This is a genomic window from Pseudomonas sp. Marseille-Q7302 (genome assembly GCF_965111925.1).
Genome location: NZ_CBCOPK010000001.1, coordinates 291,622 through 312,936 on the forward strand (window position 1 = coordinate 291,622; position 21,315 = coordinate 312,936).

At 54.8% G+C, this 21,315-nt stretch carries 16 protein-coding genes; 14 read left to right on the top strand and 2 right to left on the bottom strand.

Going from position 1 to position 21,315, the window contains the following annotated elements:
• Window positions 1-556 precede the first annotated feature (556 nt).
• The 7 genes from ACWPW1_RS01460 to ACWPW1_RS01490 are packed head-to-tail and all read left to right on the top strand — an operon-like array spanning window position 557 to window position 9,645.
• A complete protein-coding gene (locus ACWPW1_RS01460; RefSeq protein WP_434775478.1) occupies window positions 557-1,351 on the top strand; it encodes an ABC transporter permease in 795 nt (264 codons plus the stop codon).
• The gene (locus ACWPW1_RS01465) at window positions 1,348-2,568 is read left to right on the top strand and encodes a Wzt carbohydrate-binding domain-containing protein (protein WP_434775479.1); all 1,221 of its coding nucleotides are present in this window, start codon (window positions 1,348-1,350) and stop codon (window positions 2,566-2,568) included. Before ACWPW1_RS01460 ends, ACWPW1_RS01465 begins: the two co-directional genes overlap by 4 nt.
• Entirely contained in the window at window positions 2,565-3,977 is a 1,413-nt protein-coding gene (locus ACWPW1_RS01470) for an FkbM family methyltransferase (RefSeq protein ID WP_454252295.1), read from the top strand. The genes ACWPW1_RS01465 and ACWPW1_RS01470 overlap by 4 nt, the downstream gene beginning before the upstream one ends.
• A complete protein-coding gene (locus ACWPW1_RS01475; RefSeq protein ID WP_434775481.1) occupies window positions 3,977-6,502 on the top strand; it encodes a glycosyltransferase in 2,526 nt (841 codons plus the stop codon). The genes ACWPW1_RS01470 and ACWPW1_RS01475 overlap by 1 nt, the downstream gene beginning before the upstream one ends.
• 58 nt (window positions 6,503-6,560) lie before the next feature.
• Entirely contained in the window at window positions 6,561-7,592 is a 1,032-nt protein-coding gene (gene gmd / locus ACWPW1_RS01480) for a GDP-mannose 4,6-dehydratase (RefSeq protein ID WP_007159973.1), read from the top strand.
• 14 nt (window positions 7,593-7,606) lie between these two features.
• The gene (locus ACWPW1_RS01485) at window positions 7,607-8,503 is read left to right on the top strand and encodes an NAD-dependent epimerase/dehydratase family protein (protein ID WP_434775482.1); all 897 of its coding nucleotides are present in this window, start codon (window positions 7,607-7,609) and stop codon (window positions 8,501-8,503) included.
• Window positions 8,504-8,508: 5 nt separating this feature from the next.
• Window positions 8,509-9,645, top strand: coding sequence for a glycosyltransferase (locus ACWPW1_RS01490; protein WP_434776678.1), 1,137 nt, complete (start codon window positions 8,509-8,511; stop codon window positions 9,643-9,645).
• A gap of 7 nt (window positions 9,646-9,652) precedes the next feature.
• On the opposite strand, the gene ACWPW1_RS01495 is transcribed toward ACWPW1_RS01490, so the two are convergent.
• On the bottom strand, window positions 9,653-10,759 hold the full coding sequence (locus ACWPW1_RS01495; protein WP_434775483.1) for a glycosyltransferase: 1,107 nt from the start codon (window positions 10,757-10,759) through the stop codon (window positions 9,653-9,655).
• A gap of 322 nt (window positions 10,760-11,081) precedes the next feature.
• On the opposite strand from ACWPW1_RS01495, the gene ACWPW1_RS01500 reads away from it, so the two are divergent.
• The 7 genes from ACWPW1_RS01500 to ACWPW1_RS01530 all read left to right on the top strand — a co-directional run bounded on the left by ACWPW1_RS01500 (window position 11,082) and on the right by ACWPW1_RS01530 (window position 20,637).
• Window positions 11,082-11,966, top strand: a complete 885-nt coding sequence (locus ACWPW1_RS01500; protein WP_434775484.1) for a cell wall-binding repeat 2 family protein — start codon at window positions 11,082-11,084, stop codon at window positions 11,964-11,966.
• A 24-nt stretch (window positions 11,967-11,990) separates the two neighbouring features.
• A complete protein-coding gene (locus tag ACWPW1_RS01505; RefSeq protein WP_434775485.1) occupies window positions 11,991-13,094 on the top strand; it encodes a DUF4214 domain-containing protein in 1,104 nt (367 codons plus the stop codon).
• Window positions 13,095-13,200: 106 nt separating this feature from the next.
• Window positions 13,201-15,702, top strand: a complete 2,502-nt coding sequence (locus ACWPW1_RS01510) for a glycosyltransferase (protein WP_434775486.1) — start codon at window positions 13,201-13,203, stop codon at window positions 15,700-15,702.
• Window positions 15,695-18,079 (top strand): glycosyltransferase, encoded by a 2,385-nt coding sequence (locus tag ACWPW1_RS01515; protein WP_434775487.1) that lies wholly within the window; start codon window positions 15,695-15,697, stop codon window positions 18,077-18,079. The genes ACWPW1_RS01510 and ACWPW1_RS01515 overlap by 8 nt, the downstream gene beginning before the upstream one ends.
• Window positions 18,066-18,644: a hypothetical protein gene (locus ACWPW1_RS01520; RefSeq protein WP_434775488.1), complete on the top strand. Its 579-nt coding sequence runs from the start codon at window positions 18,066-18,068 to the stop codon at window positions 18,642-18,644. The genes ACWPW1_RS01515 and ACWPW1_RS01520 overlap by 14 nt, the downstream gene beginning before the upstream one ends.
• Window positions 18,641-19,660 carry a hypothetical protein gene (locus ACWPW1_RS01525; RefSeq protein WP_454252296.1) on the top strand — a complete coding sequence of 340 codons (1,020 nt, stop codon included), beginning with the start codon at window positions 18,641-18,643 and terminating at the stop codon, window positions 19,658-19,660. Before ACWPW1_RS01520 ends, ACWPW1_RS01525 begins: the two co-directional genes overlap by 4 nt.
• Window positions 19,657-20,637 carry a hypothetical protein gene (locus tag ACWPW1_RS01530; protein WP_434775490.1) on the top strand — a complete coding sequence of 327 codons (981 nt, stop codon included), beginning with the start codon at window positions 19,657-19,659 and terminating at the stop codon, window positions 20,635-20,637. Before ACWPW1_RS01525 ends, ACWPW1_RS01530 begins: the two co-directional genes overlap by 4 nt.
• Here ACWPW1_RS01530 and ACWPW1_RS01535 read toward each other — a convergent pair.
• A complete protein-coding gene (locus ACWPW1_RS01535) occupies window positions 20,620-21,309 on the bottom strand; it encodes a YqiA/YcfP family alpha/beta fold hydrolase (protein WP_434775491.1) in 690 nt (229 codons plus the stop codon). The two genes, ACWPW1_RS01530 and ACWPW1_RS01535, sit on opposite strands and share 18 nt — an antisense overlap.
• Window positions 21,310-21,315: the final 6 nt, after the last annotated feature.

Below are 21,315 nucleotides of genomic sequence, written 5' to 3' on the forward strand. Positions count from 1 at the left end.
TTTAGACCGGCGGCTTCCTTGCTAAACCCACCGTCCGCATCTTTCGATCAACCGATCCTTTCGCGCATCGGCCCGGACCTTGGCGGTACTTGGCATTTCCCGCACGTCATGTCTGGAACCGCCATTGATGTGGCATGTGACTGCTCAATACTGGCGTTCAATGCGCTAAAATCCCGCCCCTTCCTTATGGGACCGCTCGCGTCTGTTCATGCGATTGACGGCTCACCCAGGTCGGAAGCGCCTCAAGAGCTCCTAAAAGGACAGGGATGAACTGTTTTAGACCACACCTCTCCAAGGCACGCACTGCGTTTCAGCGAAGTAGAGAATCGGCGGTGATGACCATTAGCAGTAGTGACATTCCAGCCAGCGGAAGCGCTACGGCCGCGCCTTTCGTTCATCGTTCCCAAGGCGCTTTTCGCCGCCGAGAGACTGCCATTGCGATGGCGTTAAGGGTGAAGCGAAGCGTCAAGACCTTCCATGGTGTGCGCTCAGACGTCTTTGCCGTCAGGCCAAGCACCGCTATTCCTAAGAATCACAATCCGACGGGGATTATCAAATGCTAGGCATGCTGAGAAGCATCTGGGCCTACAGAACATTCATCACCTCTTCCATAGGTAATGAATTTCGGTCGCGATTTGCACGTAGCAAATTGGGTGGACTATGGATGATCATCAATCCTCTGGTGCAAGTTGCCATCTATGCACTCATCCTTTCCAACGTGCTGGCAGCAAAATTGCCCGGGATCGATAATAAGTATGCTTATGCTATTTATCTGGTGGCAGGTACCCTGGGCTGGTCGCTGTTTGCTGAAATTGTAGGCCGTTGTCTGACGGTATTCATCGATCAGGGAAATCTCATGAAAAAAATGAGATTTCCCAAGATCACCCTTCCCACCATTATTATCGGCTCCTGCCTGTTAAACAACGTGCTGCTCTTCGTTTCGGCAGTGATTGTTTTTCTCTTCCTGGGCCACTCTCTGACATTGGCGGTGTTTTGGTTGATACCGCTAGTGCTGGCCATCGTAGCACTGGCTATAGGTATCGGTTTGTTACTGGGTGTGATAAATGTTTTCGTGCGTGACGTGGGTCAGGTTGTACCTATATTACTGCAGCTGATGTTCTGGTTTACGCCGGTAGTTTATCCCGCCAATATAATTCCTGAAGAGTACCGCAGCTATCTGGTCTGGAATCCTATGCTGCCCATTATCACCTCGTACCATGATGTCTTGGTCTACGGTACCCAGCCGGAGGCCATGAGTCTTGTGTATATCGGCGTTATTTCGATCTTCCTCGCGCTTGTCGGACTCTTCATTTTCAGGCGAGCCAGTGCTGAAATGGTGGATGTCTTATGAGCCTGCTAAAAGTCGAGAATCTCGGTAAAGCCTATCGAACTTATAGATCTGAATGGCAACGATTCGGCAAATGGTTTGGTCTGCCTACCGGATCCGTTGATGAGCATTGGATAATTCGGGATGTCAATTTCGAAATAAAACCAGGTCAGGCCATCGGTATCGTTGGGCAGAATGGGGCTGGCAAGAGCACCTTGCTGAAGATGATTACGGGTACGCTGCAACCTACTGAAGGCAGTGTGCAGGTCAACGGGCGCATCGCGGCGATATTGGAGTTAGGTATGGGGTTCAACCCTGAGCTGACTGGCCGCCAGAATGCCCGCTACGCGGCGGGTTTGATGGGCTTTACGGCAGAGCAGATCGACGCTGAGATACAGAACATCGAAAACTTCGCGGAAATTGGCGAATACTTCGATCAGCCCGTGCGAACCTACAGCAGTGGTATGCAGATGCGCGTGGCATTTTCTGTTGCCACCGCCTTCCGTCCCGAGATTCTGATCGTGGATGAAGCCTTGTCAGTCGGAGATTCCTACTTTCAGCACAAAAGCTTCAGCCGAATAAACGAATTTCAAAGCAAGGGTACCTCTTTGCTTATTGTATCTCACGATCGAAATTCGATTCAGGCTCTGTGCGACAGGGCAATACTGCTGGAGAAAGGCGGTATCTTGAAAGACGGCGCTCCTGAAGAGGTGATGGATTATTACAATGCCATTATCGCCGAGAAGGAGAACTCAAAGGTCGAAATCAAAAAACTCGACAGCGGTCAAGTCCAGATAAGTTCTGGGACAGGCGAAGCGCGAGTTGAAAGTATTACGCTTTACAATGACAAGAATCAGCCGGCGGATTTTGTCAATGTTGGTGAGTCGGTAAACTTGCGTATAAAGGTCCGGGTCTTCGCGGCCATTGAAACGCTGGTATTGGGCTACGGAATCAAGGATCGTCTTGGCCAAGTCATGTATGGGGTCAACACCTGGTATACTGATCAGGTAATACATTCTCCAAAGCCCGGAGACGTGTACGAATTCAATATTCGCTTCCGTGCAGATCTCGGGCAGGGCAGCTACTCGGTTCAAACGGCCTTGGTCGACAAAGAAACACATTTGACCGCTAATTATGAATGGCGCGACCTCGCTTTGGTTTTCAGTGTTTCGAATTTGGACAAAACGTTTTTTGTAGGCAATAACTGGCTCAAATCGGATATTGAGATAAAAGCGCTATGAAGATGATCTCGTACGCTCAGAACTATGAGGATGTAATCCTGCGGCGTGCGCTGAGCGCAGTCGAAAAAGGCTTTTATGTCGATGTCGGAGCCAATGACCCGGTCGAACATTCGGTGACCAAAGCTTTTTATGATGCAGGCTGGCGGGGTATCAACATAGAGCCGGTACCCCAGTGGTTTGCGCGACTGGAGCACCAGCGTCCTGAAGATATCAATCTGAAGATCGCCGCAGGCGCCGAAAAGGGTGCAATCACGTTCTATGACATTCCTGACACAGGATTATCCACGCAGGATGCGTCTCTGGTTGAGCGGCATCGCGCCGAGCGCGGATTCGATACGGTCATTCGGCAAGTAGAGCTGGATACTTTAAACAGTATTCTGGAACAGCATCTGGTTGGTGACATACACTTTCTGAAGGTGGATGTCGAAGGTGCGGAAAAGGACGTATTGAAGGGACTTGATCTCGGTCGTTTTCGTCCTTGGATCATTGTCGTAGAATCTACAGAGCCCTTGTCTCAGCAAGAGAACTTCGAAGACTGGGAAAGCTTGATTGTCGATTTTGGCTACGAAATGGTCTATTTCGATGGCTTGAATCGCTTTTATCTGGCAGTCGAACATCGGGAGCTCGCTGCAGCCTTTGCCAAGCCTCCCAATGTTTTTGATGATTTCATTACCCTAAGTCAATGGCAAGACCGCAGCGCCTACGGCGATCTTAAGGTCGAATATGCTCGACTCGAAGGTGAATTGAAACGACTCGGACTGGAGTCGACAGAGCTCGAGAACCGTATTACCACTTCTCTTTCCGATGGCAACGTGCTCAAACAGCAGTGTGAAGCTGACGTTCAGGCCTGGAGAATCAAGGCGCTAGAAGCTGACAATCGGGCCAAGAGCTTTGAACTTGAATGCGCCGAGTATCGCATCAAGTTGCTGGAGGCCATGAGCGCCAAGCGGGAGACCGAGCAGGCCCTGCAAGCGTCGCAACAGAATTCTCATCATTGGTGGCTGCAGGCGACGCAGGCGCAGGAGCATTTGGCACTCGTTCTGAACAGTACCTCTTGGCGACTTTCAGAACCTGTACGCGCCTTGGTCGAGTTTCTGCGAACCAGCCGATCCGTCAAGATGGCTGGTAAACGGCTTCTTTATCGCCCTACCGTCTCGCTTCTTCGCACGGTAATCACCCATGGCGGCGCCACCCGTACTGGGCTTCGAGTTCTCAATACCTTTCCCGGTCTCAAGGCCCGCTTGAGGTCCATTGCTGCTCGAGAAGGATTGATCGAAGACGCCGCGATGGGTGAAGCTGTTCCGGTACTGCAGGCCGATCAAGATGTTTTGGATGTGTCGCAACTACCCAAAACAGCCCGAGACATTTACTTCAAATTGAAACAGAAAGCGCCAGAGGTTCAGGCCTGATGCGTATCGTTGTGGATTTACAAGGCGCTCAGAACGGCAGTCGGTTTCGTGGCATTGGACGATACACGGTTGCCTTTACCAAGGCGCTCATCAGACAGGCTCAGTCCGGTGGTCACGAGATTGTGTTAGCACTCAATGGGCTCTTTCCTGAAACGATCGAACCCATTCGCAAGACCTTCGATAGCATGCTTTCACAAGAACACATCGTCGTTTGGCATGCCCTCAGTCCTGTTCATTTCCTCGATGCTGCCAATGATGCCCGGCGAATCACTTCGGAAGTGCTGCGTGAGGCGTTTCTGGCTTCCCTCGATCCGGACGTGGTAATCGTTAGTAGCCTGGTCGAAGGGGCCGGTGACAACGTTGTCACCAGTGTCGGGTCATTTTCTCGCAGCGCCCGCACCGCGGTCATTCTCTATGATCTGATTCCTTTGCTGTATGCAAAAGAATACCTCGCCGACAAGCGTGTGAAGGCCTGGTATTCGAACAAAATAGATCATATGAAGCAGGCAGATCTCTGGTTTGCCATTTCTGAATCTTCCAAGGAAGAGGGAGTCCAGCATCTTGGGATTCCGGAAGATCGCATCGTCAATATTTCGGCTGCGGTAGATCCAGCTTTCCAGTATAAGGAATTCACCGAGCTATTCAGTAAAGAAACCAGCAATAAGTTTACCCTTTCCAAAAGTTTCGTGATGTACAGTGGCGCTTCTGACCCGCGCAAGAATATTAACCGTCTGATAGAGGCATTCAGTCGCGTTCCGGATACAGTCAGGCAGCAACTCCAGCTGGTGTTGGCCGGCGGAATGCCTGCTGATCATCGGCATTCTCTGGAGAACTATGTAAAGTCGGTAGGGCTTAGCAATAGCGATGTGGTCTTTACCGGGCATATCAATGACGATGAAATGCTCTGGCTGTACTGCAATTGCAAGTTTTACGTATTCCCGTCATATCATGAGGGTTTCGGTCTTCCGGCATTGGAGGCCATGTCATGTGGCAAGGCGGTGATCGGTGCGAACACCTCAAGTGTTCCAGAGGTCATCGGTCTGACAGAGGCACTCTTCGATCCTTTTGACGTCGAGGAAATAGCGCGCATGATCGAGCGCGTGGCTTCTGACGACGTGTTTCGCGAGCGGCTGGAGATGCATGGCCTTGCTCAGGCGAAAAAATTCTCTTGGGACCACAGTGCCCGGACCGCCCTGGCAAGGCTGGAAAGCGAGTTTTCGACCGCAGAACAGAAGACGGTCGATCTTGGCGATCAACTGATCGCGGCCTTGCAGGACATAGTGCCGCAAAATGATGAAGAGCTAATGACGACCGCGCTTTGCGCCAGCAGGATTCTGCCGCGCAGTGAAGACGGCAAACTCCTTTATGTCGATGTATCCGAGCTCTATCAGCGTGATTCGCGCAGTGGAATACAACGAGTCGTTCGTAGTCTTTTGAAGGTCTGGCAAACCCATGCTTTGACTGGATATCGCTTCTGTCCGGTCTATGCCACGGTAGATGACTGCTATCGTCACACGGCGAAGTTCAGTGGCGGGGCTGAAATCCTTTTCGAAGAAGGAGAGCCCATCGATCCCCGTGCGGGCGATATCTTTCTGGGTCTCGACTTCCAGGACAACATCATCGAGTCCAAGAGAAGTTATCTCAGGCGAATCAGAGACGTTGGGGTTCGCGTCTATTTTGTTGTCTATGATCTTTTGCCGATCAAAGCCAGCAAGTACTTTTCCAGCGAGGTTTCTGACAACTATCGTGTCTGGCTCGAGACCGTCACGGATGCGGATGGTGTCGTTTGCATCTCTCGCAGCGTAGCCGACGAACTCAAGGCGTGGCTTGAGGAAACCCGCAAACCCCGTCTTTTGCCTCTCCACGTGGGTTGGTTCCATCTTGGAGCGGATCTTGCTCAATCCGAGCCGTCCAAAGGCGTGCCTGATAATGCTGTTGCTATCAGGGAGCAGCTCAAGGCGCGCCCAAGCTTTCTGATGGTCGGAACCCTCGAACCGCGCAAGGGCTATGCGCAAGCTCTGCGCGCCTTTGAACGGCTTTGGGAGCAGGGTGAGGAAGTCAACCTGGTGATTGCGGGGCGGCAAGGGTGGATGGTCGACGAGTTGGCCAGCACGCTCACGCACCACGTCGAGGCCGGCAAACGGCTGTTCTGGCTCGATAAGGTAAGCGATGAGTTCCTCGAGCAGCTCTATGGGCATAGCCATTGCCTTGTCGCCGCGTCAGAGGCGGAAGGCTTCGGCTTGCCACTCATTGAGGCCGCTCAGCAACGGCTGCCACTGATTGCTCGCGATATACCCGTGTTCAGGGAAGTGGCTGCCAATCAGGCGGTTTATTTCAAGGGCGATGAGCCCGAAGCTTTGGCTGAGGCAGTCAAAGCCTGGCTCGAGCTGTATCGTAGCGAGACCGTTCCTGACTCAGGCGCCATTCCATGGCTGAGTTGGGAGGAAAGTGGCAAGCAGTTGCTGAGCACTATCCGTGACGCAAAATGGTACTTCGAATATCCGGATGAACCGACCGGGCATTAGGCCGGCCATCGGTACTACACAGTCGCTAACGTTCAAGTTGAATATCAAAGAGAGCACCATGAAAGCAATCATCACCGGCATCACTGGCCAAGACGGGGCCTACCTGGCTCAATTGCTGCTGGAAAAAGGCTACACCGTTTATGGCACCTATCGTCGCACCAGCTCGGTTAACTTCTGGCGGATCGAAGAGGTCGGCGTCGCCGGCCATCCTAATCTGCATCTGGTCGAGTACGACCTGACCGATCTATCGGCCAGCATTCGTCTGCTGCAAACCACTGAGGCCACCGAGGTGTACAACCTGGCCGCCCAGAGCTTCGTCGGCGTATCCTTCGACCAGCCGGTCACCACCGCCGAGATCACCGGCGTAGGTCCAGTGAACCTGCTCGAAGCCATCCGCATCGTCAATCCGAAGATCCGCTTCTACCAGGCGTCCACTTCGGAGATGTTCGGTAAGGTCCAGGCGATTCCACAGATCGAGAGCACGCCTTTCTATCCGCGCAGCCCCTATGGCGTGGCCAAGCTCTATGCCCACTGGATGACCATCAATTACCGCGAGTCCTACGGCATCTTCGGCACTAGCGGCATTCTCTTCAACCACGAATCTCCGCTGCGCGGCCGCGAGTTCGTGACTCGCAAGATCACCGACAGCATCGCCAAGATCAAGCTGGGCAAGCTGGACGTGCTGGAGCTGGGCAACCTTGACGCCAAGCGTGACTGGGGCTTCGCCAAGGAATACGTCGAGGGCATGTGGCGCATGCTCCAGGCTGACAAGCCGGACACCTATGTACTGGCCACCAACCGCACTGAGACCGTGCGTGACTTCGTCAGCTTGGCGGCCAAGGCCGTAGATATCCAGCTGGAGTGGAAGGGCGAAGGCGATAAGGAAGAAGGTTATTGCACCCGTAGCGGCAAGAAGGTCGTGGCCGTGAATCCGAAATTCCACCGTCCCGCTGAAGTGGATCTGCTGATTGGCAATCCCGAGAAGGCCAAGCGTGAGCTGGGCTGGGAGCCCAAGACCACCCTGGAGCAGCTCTGCCAGATGATGGTCGAGGCTGACCTGCGTCGCAACGAACAAGGCTTCTCGTTCTAACTAAGGGGATAGGCATGCCAACCGCTCTGGTCACAGGCGCATCGGGCTTTACGGGACGCTATTTGATCCAGGCGCTCAAGGCGCGGGGATTCAAGGTAGTCGGATTCGGTAGTGGTACTACCGATGCGGATGTCACCCTGGCATGCGATCTCACCGACAAGGCGGCGGTTGCCGCTGCCGTAGGTCAGGCGCAACCGGACTGGGTGATCCATCTGGCGGCGCTGGCCTTTGTCGGGCATGCCGATCAGGAAGCCTTCTACCGGGTGAACCTGTTCGGCACCTTGAATTTGCTGGAGGCGCTCGGCGCTCTCGAGCGTCAACCACAGCGTGTGCTGATTGCCAGTAGCGCCAACATCTATGGGACTCCGGGCATCGAAGTGATCGACGAGTCCGTCTGCCCGGCACCAGTGAATCACTACGCCTGCAGCAAATTGGCCATGGAACATATGGTCGCCACCTGGTACGACCGTCTGCCCATCGTCATCACCCGGCCATTCAACTACACCGGACCTGGCCAGGACGAGCGTTTCCTTATCCCAAAGATCGTCGGTCATTTCGCCCGCGGAGAGCGCTTGATCGAGCTGGGCAATTTGGACGTGAGTCGAGATTTCTCCGACGTTCGCGACCTGGCGCAGGCATACCTTGGGCTGCTCGACAGCGACCATCGTTCGAGCCCGGTCAATGTCTGCTCGGGTAAGGCGACGGCGCTGCGGACCATCATCGAGATGATGGAGCGCATTGCCGGTTACTCGATAGAGGTCCGGGTCAATCCGGCTTTCGTTCGGGCTAACGAGATTCCAACGCTCCGCGGCAGCGATGTACGCCTGCGCGAGATCGTAGGAGATAGAGCGCTGATTTCGTTGGAGCAGACCCTCGAGAATCTGTACGTATCCTTGGGGGGTAGTCGTTGACGACGTTGAAGGTTGGGCTGGGGACGACGGTATGGTCTTCCGGGACGGCCAAGGGCCACCTTGATGGGATCGGTATCTATACTCAATCGCTGTCCCAAGCGCTTGAGTCCTGCCCGGACGTTCAGGTCAGGCCCTACACCTTCGGCGTGGATACGCCGACCCTGGGTTGTGGTGTACCTGCGAGCCTGGCGCCGCACTTTCCCAAGTTCGTCCTGAAGAACGCGCTGCTCGGCGTTGACCACAAGGTTGACCAGCGACTGGCGAGCGAAGTCGATGTCTTCCACGCGCCTGATCATCACATTCCGCGATTCAAAAACGTGGCGATGGTGGCTAGCGTGATGGATTTGATTCCACAGATACACCCCGAGTGGGTCACGCTCAAGCTACGCAGATTGAAGAATTGGCTGTTCAACCAGAGCGTAGGTTGGGCAGATCAGGTCATCACCATATCGGAGTACAGCAAGAGCGATATCGTCAGGCTGCTGGGCATTGCGGAAGAGCGAGTCCATGTCACGCCACTCGGCGTGGACGGGCACTACTTCACCCGGCAATCCGACGTCATGCGTCATGAGGTGCTGCGCAAGCATGGCCTGGAGCCTGGCTTCTTCCTCTTTGTCGGTACCTTGCAACCGCGCAAGAACCTTGCGGCTGTCCTTGCGGCTCATGCCCAGCTACCCAAGGCGCTACGCAAGCGGCACCCCCTTGTCGTTGTTGGGCGCAATGGCTGGCGTGCCGAGATCCTGGTCGAGGAACTGCGTGCTCTGGAGGCCAGGGGCGAAGGCAAATGGCTGGAATATCTGCCACAGGATGAGGTCATCGCCTTGCTGCAGAGTGCAGCGGCCCTGGTGTTCATGTCGCTGTTCGAAGGCTTTGGTTTGCCGGCCATCGAGGCCTTCGCCGCGCGATGCCCCGTGATCTGCTCCAACACGACGTCGCTGCCGGAAGTGGTCGGCGATGCGGCCTTGCAGGCCGATCCGCAGGAGCCCAAGGCCATTGCCCGGGCGATGCTGGAAGTACTCGACGACCCTCTGGCAGTACGTCAGCGAGTCGAAGAGGGCGAGCGCCGCGCCCGCAATTACACATGGGACGCCTGCGCCGCTCGGACGCTAGAGGTCTATCGCCTCGCTCTGAAAGGTCGGTAGGTTCTACTCAGGCAAGGGCCTCGCGATAGACCTCGATGAGCTTGCTGGCCATGATTTCGCTGCGAAAATGCGTCTCGAAGCGTGCCTGGGCCGCTTGCCCGTAGCGGGTCCGTAGCTCAGCATCCTCCCACAGTGTCATCAGCCCCTCGCGCAAAGCCGCAGGCTCCGGTGGCACACCGATCCCTGTCTGCCCGTTGAGGTTGATCTCACTCATGCCCGAGCCGATCTCGCAACTGAGCATTGGCTTGCCGTACATGGCCGCTTCCAGCAGCGCCATGCCAAAGGCTTCGGAGCGCAGGTGCGAGGGAAACACAAAGCTCTCGCAACCTGCGTAGAGCGCTGCCAGATCCTCTTCGCTCTGACGTCCGAGAAAATGGCAGTTCTTAAGGCCGAGCCGCTCGCACTGCGCACGCAGCGCGTCGCCTTCCGGGCCGGCACCTACGATAGCCAGGGGGTAGTCCAGCCCTTGGAGCGCTTCGAGCAGCAGATGCAGACCTTTGTAATAGCGCAACACGCCTACGAACAGGAGGTAGCGCGGTCCCAGGCGCTGGCGCCAGCTCGCCATCCGTTGCGGATCCGCGTCCGGATAGCTGTCAGGATCGAGGCCATAGGGAATTACCCGGACCTTGGCACCCAGACGCTGCAGGGTTGAGCTAGATAGGCGATAGGGTTCGGTTGCAGCTATGACGCACTTCGCGTTTTCCAGGAAGCGTTGCATCAGTGGCGCATAGAGCTTGAGTAGATGGCGTTGCTTGACGATATCCGAGTGGTAGCTCACGACATAGGGCTTACCTGGCCGTATCAGCAGCTGCAAGACGTCCATGAACGGCCAGGGAAAATGGAAATGCACCAGGTCGACGGCACGGGCTTCCTCGGCGAAAGCTTTGAAAGCAGCCAGGGAAAGTCCAGTTGAGGCGAGGTCGATGTCCTGCCGGACTCGGCGGACGGGAATGCCATCCACCTCGAGGTGCTCCGGAACGGGACGCCGGCTGAGTGTCAGGATCCTGTGATCGATCCCGGCTCCCTTGGTAGCCAGGCACATCTGGCGGATGACGTGTTCGATGCCACCATGGGTGTCGGGTAGGTAGGTCTTGAAGACATGCAGAATGCGCACGATCGATCTGAGCCCAAAAGGAACGCACCCTAGCACAGGTGTCTAGTATGCAGTTTCCAATCTAAGTGTTAAGGATCTCGGAGTTGTGGGCCAATACGCCCTTTTTTATGGCTTTTTGCTATCAAAGCCATTGAACTTTTCTACCGAACGGTAGTGGTTACCTGTGATTTGACGTTGAGATTTAATGAAATTCTTCTATTCTGACCACGTCAAGAAGCTGGCGCCGTCACAGAAGAAGTGTGATAGGGTTAGCACTTGACCGAGGCTCGGATGCACCTATCCGGGGCTGTTAAGGACATTGGTCACGGGCGTAATGGATCAAATGGACGATTCACCCTTCACCTTCAAGACTCGGCTGCTCACCCTCGAGCCCGGCATGTATATCGTTCGATATGCATCCCAGGACATTGCCGAGGAGCCTTGCCTCATCAGCCTGCAGCCTGCCCCGATCGGCAAGAGCTCGGTCGATTTCTTTCCTGGCGAAACCGTCGTTCGCAATACCCTGTCCCGTCTTGGCGATACGCTGATCGTGCGTGTCAAGAACGGTGCTGGAACCCTGCTCATCACCGAATACCAGCGTGCCGATCTACCGGTGCGCCAGGTCGACCTGCGTGTCGATCGGATCGATACCTCCGCTGACATCATCCGCTCCGAACAGCAGCGCAGCGCTCCGGTCGTGGCCAGTAAGGCCCTGGAAGTGGCAGCACGTGCCGAGCGTCATGGCAGCCCTGTGGTGCTCAAACTGATCGGCCATGTTCAGGCCCAGGGCGACGTCACGGCCAATGAATGGGTGGGTCACATCGATCAGGAAGCCCGTCTCGAAGGTTTCGCCGTCGTCTGGCCGAATAAACCTCAGGGTGTGGACATCGCCTATAGCTGCAAGGTCGCCGATGTCCTGCAACCGGCCGTGCTCAGCGGCAATTTTTCGGGTTCGCGCGGCAAGCGCGCACCCATTACCGCGGTGGCCATGGCTCTGGTCGGGCCTCGCCGCGCCGAATACGTACTGGACGCCCAAGCGGTCTTTGCCGGATGCCCTCCGCAGGACCTCGTGGACGGCCAGGAAGTTACTGCCCAACAAGGGCAATCTAAGCTCGTCGCTCTACATGTATCGATCACCCCCCGCATCGAGATGAACGCTGCCCGCTACCAGTCTCCTAGGGAAGATCTCACCCAAACCCCGCTTCATTCCGCGCAAGTTACAAACTGACGCGCGACCCAGGAGATTTTTTTCATGCAATACGATGCCGCCATTACCGCTTCCAGCTTCACTACCGCTCTGGCCGCCACTTCGCTGAGCAGCACCACTATCGACGCCATCTCGTCGATCCTGGATCTGAACGACACCACCACCACCATCACGCCGGCTGGCTACAACGGCAAGTCGCTGAGCCTGACCGTCGATCCGACCACTGGTGCTGTGCAGACCCCTGATTTCGTTTCCCTGGATGTGACTGACCCTGCAGGTACTGCAGTCAACATCCCTGTTGGTCCGGCTCTGGCCGATGCATCGGTATTCCTGATCAACTCGGCTGCGGACATTACCTTTACCGTAGGCAACGCTGTTACCACCCAGGCGACCGTCGATGCGAGCGGTATCGCTCGTGCTATCGTCAGCGGCTCGGGTGACGACACCATCACCGTGAACGACAACGTTAACACCTTGGTGGACGCTGGTGCCGGTAACGACAAAGTGACCACTGCCGGCGGTAACGACGTCGTCATTCTCAACGGCGGCAATAACATTGTTAACACCGGCGCAGGTGACGACCTGGTTTACACCGGCAATGGTAGCGACACCGTCAATGGCGGCACCGGCTTCGATGTGGTCCAGGTCAGCGGCAACCTGGCGGACTACGTCGTCACCTCGACCAGCAACTCGCTGGTGCTGACCGGCAGCACGGGTACTGTAACGCTGAGCAACGTTCAGTTCGTGACGGATGCCGCTGGTACCAACTCTGTTGCAGTCGTCTCGTCGGAAGCCGAAGCGACGGCCCTGCGCCTTTACGAGGGGCTGCTGAATCGCGATGCCGACGCTACCGGTGCGCAAACTTGGACTGGCGCTCTTGCCGGCAACGGTGGTGATCTGAACGCGATCGCCAACGGCTTCCTCAACTCTGCCGAGTACACCAGCCAGGGTACGTTGAGCGATGCTCAGTATATCCAGAGCCTGTACACCAATGCCTTGGATCGTACGGCAGACGCCGAAGGCCTGGTGCATTGGGCGCAGATGCTGGCTACCGGTACCACCCGTGCCGACGTGGCTATCGGCATCGTAGGCTCCGCCGAAGCTGCGATTACCGACACCGGCGTCATCGTCATCACCGGCCAGGTCTAACGACGTTTCGTTGACCTAAGATGAGACTTTCCGGCCTGAGGGCCGGAAAGTCTTTTTTCAAACGGCAGTACTTTGTTCCACCTGGCTTTCGCGGAGACCGATGTCCATGAGCCAATTAACACTCATGGAGGACTATCAGGCTCTGCTCCAAGCCGGACGGCTGAACGAGGCTAATCAGCGTCTCGAACTGGCTTTACAGATTCCTGATCAGCGCTCGGTAGCGCTGGTTTCCACTGGTCTTGCGTCGCTCAAGAAGGGTGAGCTGGATCAGGCGTTTCTGGCCTTGGCCGAAGCCAACGCCAGTCTGGCACGGCAGGGCGAGACAGCGGCGTTGCTCGCTCATGTGCTCCTGCAAAAGGGCGAATCTCAAGCCGCCTACGATTTTCTCGCCGACCCGGCTAATCCTGCACGTAATACCCCCGCAGTCCGGCTATTGCGTTTGCGCGCGCTCATCGCGCTACCTGGCGTCAAACCTGCGCGGCTGGTCGAGCAGCTGCCTTACGTCAACAGCGCTGACGAGCTGGCCGTGCTATTGCAGCAGTTGTCGCCACGACGTTGGGGGCATGTCGAGTTCGATCCGGCCAGCCAGGAAATTCGTGGCTGGGCGCTGGATACCCGGCATCCACAAACGCCGGTCAAGCTCACGTTGAAACTGGGCGATCGCCAACAAACCATCGTCGCCAACCTACCCAATCCGTTGTTGGTCAAGTCGGTCAATGGAGGGCGTCATGGTGGCATTCGCATCCGTCTACCCGCACCCATGGGGCGCGTGCGGCTGTGCTGGGCGGATGGTAGCGAGGTTCTGGGCAGTCCCCTGGCAGCCGTCGAACCCCTGCGGCCTACCCCGGTTGAAACACCAGTGGAAGCGATCGAACCGCTTGTGGATGTGCTCATTCCCATCTACCGCGGACGCGAGGCCTCGCTCGCCTGTATCCATGGCGTGCTCGATAGCCTGGACGCCAACCAGACTCCGATGAACGTGGTGGTCTTGGACGACGAAAGCCCCGAGCCAAAGTTGAGTCAGGCACTGCGCGAGCTGGCCGAGGCCGGCCGGATCGAACTCCATCGCAGCCCGGCCAACCTGGGCTTCATCCGTAACATGAACAGGGGCATGGCCCTTCATCGCGCCAGAGACGTGGTTTGGCTGAACGCCGATGCGCGGGTCTGCGACGACTGGCTGGATAAACTGCGCGAGGCGGCCTATTCCGCAGCCGACGTGGCTACCGCCACACCCTTCAGCAACAACGGCGAGCTGCTCAGCTTCCCGGAAAGCCGCAAGAGCCACGCCATGCCCACGTTGGATGAACAGCGTACCCTGCATCGCCAGGCAGCCGTCGACACCGCTCCGCCCCCCGAGATCGAAGTGGGCTGCGGCTTCTGCTTCTATATCAAGCGCCGGGCACTGGAGCAGGTCGGCTTGCTCGACGAGATCCAGCTCAAGCGCGGCTATGGCGAAGAAACCGACTGGTGCCTCAGAGCCAAGGCCCAGGGCTGGCGACACGTCGCGGCGCAACGGGCCTTCGTCGCTCACCGCGGTGGCGTTTCCTTCGGTGCGGAAAAGCTCGAACGGGTAGCCTTCAACAACGCCATCCTGCGCGGGCGTTATCCCGGAGCGGAGCGTGCGTTCGAACGCTTCTACCGCTACGATCCGCTTAAGCCCTACCGGCAGCGCCTGCAACGGAGGCGACTCACCGGGCTCGGCGAACGAATAACGGCTGTCGAGGCGACGGCTACCGTCATTCCGGTTGATCGGTTGCATCTCCTCATGGCCCTGGGTGCTGACCAACCCACTTTCGTTCTCTCCTACCATCAGGCGGATGCGGCCTTGAAGGTCGAGCTGCGGGTCTTCAATCTGGGTTTGCCACTGCTGCTTGACTACCGACTGCCTGCCGATGGTGAACAGTTGCTCGAAGACCTGCATCATCTGCGACCTTCTGTTCTGGACTACGTCCAGCCCGAGTGCTGTCCCCTGCTGCTGCAAGGGTTGCCTGAACGAATCGGCATTCCCTATCGCCTGGTCGATCCGGCCGTAGCGGATGCTCCATCCGCCGTCATCCGCTTTTGCGAGGGTGCGGCCGAACAGCGCACTGCCTTCGCTTCGCTCGCCACCTCGCTGCTGATGAATCACCCGCTGGTACCCGTGACCCAGGACGCCTCTCCTGTTCCGCTCAATACGGTCGCCGCACCACGGCTGGGCCACATCCTGATCGCTGATACGCTTGCCGACCCGCGCATGGCACAGGCCTGGCTGAAGGTGGTCCGTCTGAGTCGGCGCCAGGGACTCGCCTGTCGCTTTCTGCTCATCGAGCGCACACCTTGGGAGAGAAGTCTGCTCGCCAGCGGTAATGTCAGTCCGCTGATCGAGCTTTCCGGCATCCCTGGGTATCGGATACCCGCGCTGGCTGGATGCACTTTGGCGTTGAGTTTGGAGGCAGCACCTGCCAGCGCCTGGCTCGCTCCCCAGGTCGCTCGGCATACCGCTTTGCCCCTTTACGCACCTGCTGGCGCCGTGGCGACCGAAGCCGGCGCCCATCCCCTGAGTCTGCTGCCCGCCCCCTTGAACGCTCTGCTAGGCAACGCCCTACCCGACAGGTTTCTTCATGACTGAATTGTCCCAAGCCCCCGCTCTGGTCACCGTGCAAGGCCAGATCGAAGGCCTGCATGGTGATGTGCTCCAGGGCTGGGCCTTCGATCCTGCTCAGCCCGACCTGCGCCTGGCGCTGGACGTCGTCATCGACGGCGCCTCGGTAGCCCTGGTGCGCGCTGATACCTATCAGCACGATCCCCTGGCCGGCGACGGCTTTCACGGCTTCGCCCTTCAGCTGCAGCCAGCCTGGCTCAGCGGAGCTCGGCGCATCGCCCTTCGCCTGGCCAATGAAGGCCCTTGGATCGGCGAACCCCTGAGCTTGCCCAATGAGAAGCGGGTTAAGGCCGAGGCCAAGGTGCCCGGCAGTCAGGTCTGGTATGGCGGAGGCCTGGTCGTGGCCGGCTGGGTCTGGGATGACACCACTCCCGGTCGTCACGTTGAAGTCCGCGCCCGCCTGGGCTATCAAATCGTCGCGCGCTGCCAGGCTAATCTGCATCACCCCGCGCTCATCTATCGCGCCGATGCCGATCACGGCTACAGCCTGGAGCTGCCCTGGCAATTCGGAGACGGCGAGCGCCGCGAAGTGCATATCGAGGATGACCAGGGCCGACCCCTGCAGGGCAGTCCGATCACCGTCTGCTGCCATGCTGAAGGGCTGAGTGCCCTGGTCGCCGCCCATTGGCCCGAACAGGCCGATCCGGCGCCTCGCGATCTGCTCATCCGCCTGGCGAGGGACTACGACCAGCGCTGTCCGCGCAGCGCAGGGTTCGGTCACTATCCCGAATGGTTCGCGCACTATCAGCGTGCGCCTCAGTATCTACAAGCTATGAACAGCGCCAAGATCGCCGTTTTGCTGCACGGCGAAGCCAGCGAGACCGAGCGGCAGGCGTGCTTGGATAGCCTTGCCCAGCAGCGTCTGCAATCTATCGTCCAGGCCGTCGCCGATCCCAAGGACGTGTCCACCTCGCTGCAGTTGCTGATAGAAGAGGGAGCCGAGGCCGTCCTGCTGCAGCCGTTGGATAGCCGTCTACCTTCCCATGCTCTGGACCAGCTCGCGCTGGCCTTGCAGCCCGACGACCAGGGACAATCCGCAGCCTGGGCCTTCGCTGACTGTGATCAGGATGACCCGGCAGGCCGACGCAGCAATCCTTGGTTTAAACCTAGCTGGGACTTGGATCTCTACCTAGGCGCCGATCTCTTTACCGCCGGAGCCCTGTTCGGTCGCGACGTCATCCAGCGCGCCGTGCGCCTGCTAAACGCGGCGCCCGAGCTGCCGCGGGATCACGAAGGCGTACTGGCTGCCTTGATCCTTGCCACGGTACGGGAAAATCTGCGAGTCGCCCGTGTGAGCCAGGTACTCAGCCACCGCAGCGCCAATAGTCCGGCCACCCCGGCCGAGTGCGATGCTCGCAAGACCGAGCGCCTGGAGCGTCTGAGCTGGCTGGTAGACAGGCTACGCCCAGGTACCCGCCTGAGTCGGCAGCCCAAGTTGCCGGGTGCCTTGCGTACCCATTGGCCCTTGCCCGAGCGCCTGCCCAAGGTCAGCCTCATCATCCCTACCCGGGACGCCTATAAGTTGCTGCACGCTTGCATGGAAGGCCTGCTGACCCAGACCGACTACCCGGATCTGGAACTGATCATCGTCGACAACCAGACCAGTGACCCCCAGACGCTGGCCTACTTCGATGACCTCAAACGCCGTGGCGTGCGTATTCTGCCGCATCCCTATCCCTTCAACTACGCCACCCTGAACAACGTGGGCGTTGAATTCGCCACCGGTGAATACATAGGGCTTATCAACAACGACATCGAGATCCTACATCCCAACTGGCTCAAGGAAATGCTGAGCCTGGCCGTGCGACCCGATGTCGGTGCGGTGGGTGCAAAACTGCTGTGGAAGAACGATATGGTCCAGCACGCTGGCGTAGTCATAGGCATCAACGGTCTCGCTGCCCATACCGGCAACAACTGGATGCGCAACGACGCTGGATACCTCGGCTTCAACCATCTCACCCGCCGCCAGAGCGCCTGTACCACTGCCTGCCTGATTCTGCGCCGCGATCTATATCTTCAGATCGGGGGTATGGACGAAATCCGTCACCCCGTCGCCTTCAACGACGTGGACATGTGTTTGCGGATCAATGAGCTGGGATTGAAAATTCTTTGGACGCCGTTTGCGGAATTGATTCATGCGGAGTCGGCGAGTAGGGGGAAGGACTCTACAAAAGAAAAATCTGCTAGAGCTATAAGAGAACAGCGGTTCTTGCTAGATAGATGGGGGGTGAAGTATAGATTCGATCCATTCTACAACCCTTCGCTTAATGCAGACTGGGCACTTAATACGTACAGCGGAGTTATTTTGACTAGTTTTGGAGTAAATAAATTTGGATCATCTTAGAAAAGGAGCGTTAATTGTCGGGGCGGCATCAGGGCTGTCTATAGACGATATCAAGTTGTCTTCAAGAAAAATATACGCATTAAACTCCGCATATTTTTTCTTGGAAGAGAATAATATTGATGTAGAGGCTCTGATTACTGGCGATGGCAGATTTTTAGCGAAGCAATCTAAAGGTAGACTTTCGAAATTAAATAACCTGGTTACCTTTAATTATGATTCCAAGCAGCCTGGGTACCAAGTTCTTGGTGGGAAAGCATTTTTTTTCAACTGCTTGGGAAGAGATGGTTTTTCGAATGACGGTGAAAAAGGATTTTATCATGGATGCTCTTCTTTCTTCCTCGCTGTTCAATACCTCACCTTCCTTGGATACAAAAGTATCCAGACTTTAGGAGTGAAGTTCCCCCCTCCGGAAATGTATAGACGGATAGACGATTCGGCTACACAACCAGAATTTGTCTATCATATTCAGCTAAGGAACATAATAGCCATGCGTCAGTTTTTAAGTAAAAATTTAGTTGTGTTGGAATCCCTAGATACGGACTCGAATTTGTCGATACTAGTATGATAAATATTCATTTCGATTTAGCAACTCAGCGCAGGATTTGTGGCTGGGCTTACGACTCAGAAAGCTTAGAGTTTCCTTCGTTGTTTATAAAGAAGAATGAAGACGATGTTGGGAAGCCTATTTCGTCAACCATAAGGGAGGACGTTGCAGAGGCAAAGGAGTTGCCTGCAGCAACAATAGGATTCGATCTGATAATTCCAGATGCGTTTGATGAATGGGTAGATGACTACTTAATAAGTGATGGGGAAAACATACTGTTCAGATATTCTTCTGCACTAGAAGCGCTGTTCCATGAGGCGGTACTAAACCCGTCCGGTCCGTTTCTTGTTCCAGATTTTAATAGTGGAAGGCACGTTTGCTTTATATATGAGAAGGGGAGCCAGCTGGAAAGTTTTTTTAAGATAATAAAAACTCATCGGGGGGCAGCTCTATTTCCTACAAATATTGGGCCTCTGAGGATTAGCTTTCTTACGTTACATGAGATAAGTGGTTTTAAAAAGCAATTAATTTCTTGCAATGATCTCATGATAGTTTGCCCAGGCAGCTTACTGCCTGGGCTTAATAGTATTTCTCCATCGCTATCCAATCTCGAAAAGTTTGTAGTGCTTTTCGAGGATGTTGGCTTGGAAAGCAAAGTTGGTTTGCATAAATTCAAGCTTAATAATTTTTTTCTCAAAAAAACTCGTTCGGATTTTTCCGGGAGTATCTTGGTTAAGTCTCTTCAGAAGCTTTGGTCTGGCATAGAGCAATATCAAGACTTGTTCTTTGACAGGTCCTCGGGGTTTTATTTTTTTGCTTATGTGGAGGGCACGGTTTCGAAGCATGTCGCTAATTATATAAGATCATCTATTCAGGGCGTGGTTAGCGATGACTTGGTAAGGATTAAGAGTGATGGCTGTACAGTTATTTTATTGAGAGTGACGTCATATATAAAAATATTTGACTATATTGGTTCTGATAAATTGTGGATGGAGTCTATGGCGCGCGGGCTATCCTATCGGAATTTCGTACTATGAAAATACTATTAGTCAGTGAAAGTCCTGTAGCTGGAACTATTGTTAGATTCGCAAATGCATTAAATGACTGTTGCAGCGTTACTTGTGTGCCATTTGTCCTAAGAGGCTACAAAAGTAATTCTTTTGATCTTCCTCTAGGTGTAATGGGGATCTATGAAAATTGGGCTGAGTTGCTAATTGATGAAGTAAAGAAAGCTGATGCTATTGTAATTCATAACGTTGCAGATCAAAATATTATTGATTTAATAGGGGTGTATAGACAAAACGACTGTTTCATAGGCTACCACTATCACTCGCCTCCCTTTGAAGCACCATTGCATGATTACAACGTGCTACAATCAACTTTTCTCGATGCAGTGTTTTGTGTCGCACAAGGGCATAGTCGTTTTTTCGAAAACCCAATTGCAATTGCAAACATTATTGAAGATGTAAACATTGTCCCCAAAGCTATTCGGGGGAATGCTGTTTTTGTAGGTCATCTACGGACAACCGACGCAAGATGGAGCCGAAAAGTTCCTAAAGACTTTATGCCGAAGTTGGCCGAATCGCTGAAAGGGTCGCCTGTTGGGGTTTATGACATAAAGAAGACTTACGGTTCAGATTCGGTAACCAATTCGATTTTTATCAATGGACTACAACGATTTGAATATGTCGTAGATGACGTATGTTCTGGACTATTTCATCAAACTTCGCTAGAGGCATTGAAAGCTGGAGCAATAAGTTTTAGTGCGGCTGATGAAATATCGCTCACTTCGTTTTGCCAAGCGGCGGATTGCCCACCGCCCCCGTTTGAACTCGTTTCGCACCCTGATGAAGTTTCAGATAAGATTAAGTTCTACTCTAAAAATGTCTTTCTCAAGGATAAGCTGCGTTTGCAGAATTTTGAATACTCCAGTAAGTATTTGAGAAAAGAACGTCTTGAAAAACTTTTTATAAAACGGCTTTCTAATGTGATAGGACTAGAAATTAATAGATAGCTGGTTGAGTTTTTTTATCAAAGAGCTGCTGTCAAAGCCAACCCAGCCATGATCGACGGTGTCGTGGCTGAACGTGTTGAGTCTCGGGCATTTGCCGGTCATAGATTTGATAAGTTTTTCAGCAGCGTCAAGATCTGCCGGATATAATCCATAGTGGATTTCGAAATAGGTGTTAATAGGATGGCTACTCGCTTCTATTAAGGAAGGCAAGTCTTGCCAGCTCGCTTCTTTCATTTTTCTAGTCCACAGACCGTATTTGTGTAACATCGCGCTATCTAGGTTGGTTTGTGGGTTTATGGATATGCAGGCAGCAAGATTGCAGTAAACTGCATAATAAATGGCGCCGTATCCACCCATGGATGAGCCTACGGTGATGGCTTTGTGGGGGGGCAGCTGATGTTTATGAAGGATGCTGTTTATTTCTTCGGCTATGTGCTGGCTAGCAGGAGCATTACCCGCTCCAAGATAGAAATGTTGAGCTTCATCTTTTAGGAATATATAGGCGGCAGGTCTGGAAAGTTTGTTTTGGGTGAACCAGCTCCATCTTTCAAATTTACCTGGGTTCATGCTGGAGAAACTAATAATAGCTACTTCTGGATTTTCGTCACTCCACGTGAGAATATCAATGCCGTTGCATTTGTATGACTTTTCAAAAATGTTGTTTGAGTTCATTTAGAT

Excerpts from the sequence above, each read along its gene's own strand:
- ACWPW1_RS01505 (WP_434775485.1), top strand. The coding sequence starts at position 11,991 with ATGCAATACGATGCCGCCATTACCGCTTCCAGCTTCACTACCGCTCTG.
- ACWPW1_RS01525 (WP_454252296.1), top strand. The coding sequence starts at position 18,641 with ATGATAAATATTCATTTCGATTTAGCAACTCAGCGCAGGATTTGTGGC.
- ACWPW1_RS01500 (WP_434775484.1), top strand. The coding sequence starts at position 11,082 with ATGGACGATTCACCCTTCACCTTCAAGACTCGGCTGCTCACCCTCGAG.
- ACWPW1_RS01470 (WP_454252295.1), top strand. The coding sequence starts at position 2,565 with ATGAAGATGATCTCGTACGCTCAGAACTATGAGGATGTAATCCTGCGG.
- ACWPW1_RS01515 (WP_434775487.1), top strand. The coding sequence starts at position 15,695 with ATGACTGAATTGTCCCAAGCCCCCGCTCTGGTCACCGTGCAAGGCCAG.
- ACWPW1_RS01475 (WP_434775481.1), top strand. The coding sequence starts at position 3,977 with ATGCGTATCGTTGTGGATTTACAAGGCGCTCAGAACGGCAGTCGGTTT.
- ACWPW1_RS01535 (WP_434775491.1), bottom strand. The coding sequence starts at position 21,309 with ATGAACTCAAACAACATTTTTGAAAAGTCATACAAATGCAACGGCATT.
- ACWPW1_RS01465 (WP_434775479.1), top strand. The coding sequence starts at position 1,348 with ATGAGCCTGCTAAAAGTCGAGAATCTCGGTAAAGCCTATCGAACTTAT.
- gmd (WP_007159973.1), top strand. The coding sequence starts at position 6,561 with ATGAAAGCAATCATCACCGGCATCACTGGCCAAGACGGGGCCTACCTG.
- ACWPW1_RS01530 (WP_434775490.1), top strand. The coding sequence starts at position 19,657 with ATGAAAATACTATTAGTCAGTGAAAGTCCTGTAGCTGGAACTATTGTT.
- ACWPW1_RS01510 (WP_434775486.1), top strand. The coding sequence starts at position 13,201 with ATGAGCCAATTAACACTCATGGAGGACTATCAGGCTCTGCTCCAAGCC.
- ACWPW1_RS01460 (WP_434775478.1), top strand. The coding sequence starts at position 557 with ATGCTAGGCATGCTGAGAAGCATCTGGGCCTACAGAACATTCATCACC.
- ACWPW1_RS01485 (WP_434775482.1), top strand. The coding sequence starts at position 7,607 with ATGCCAACCGCTCTGGTCACAGGCGCATCGGGCTTTACGGGACGCTAT.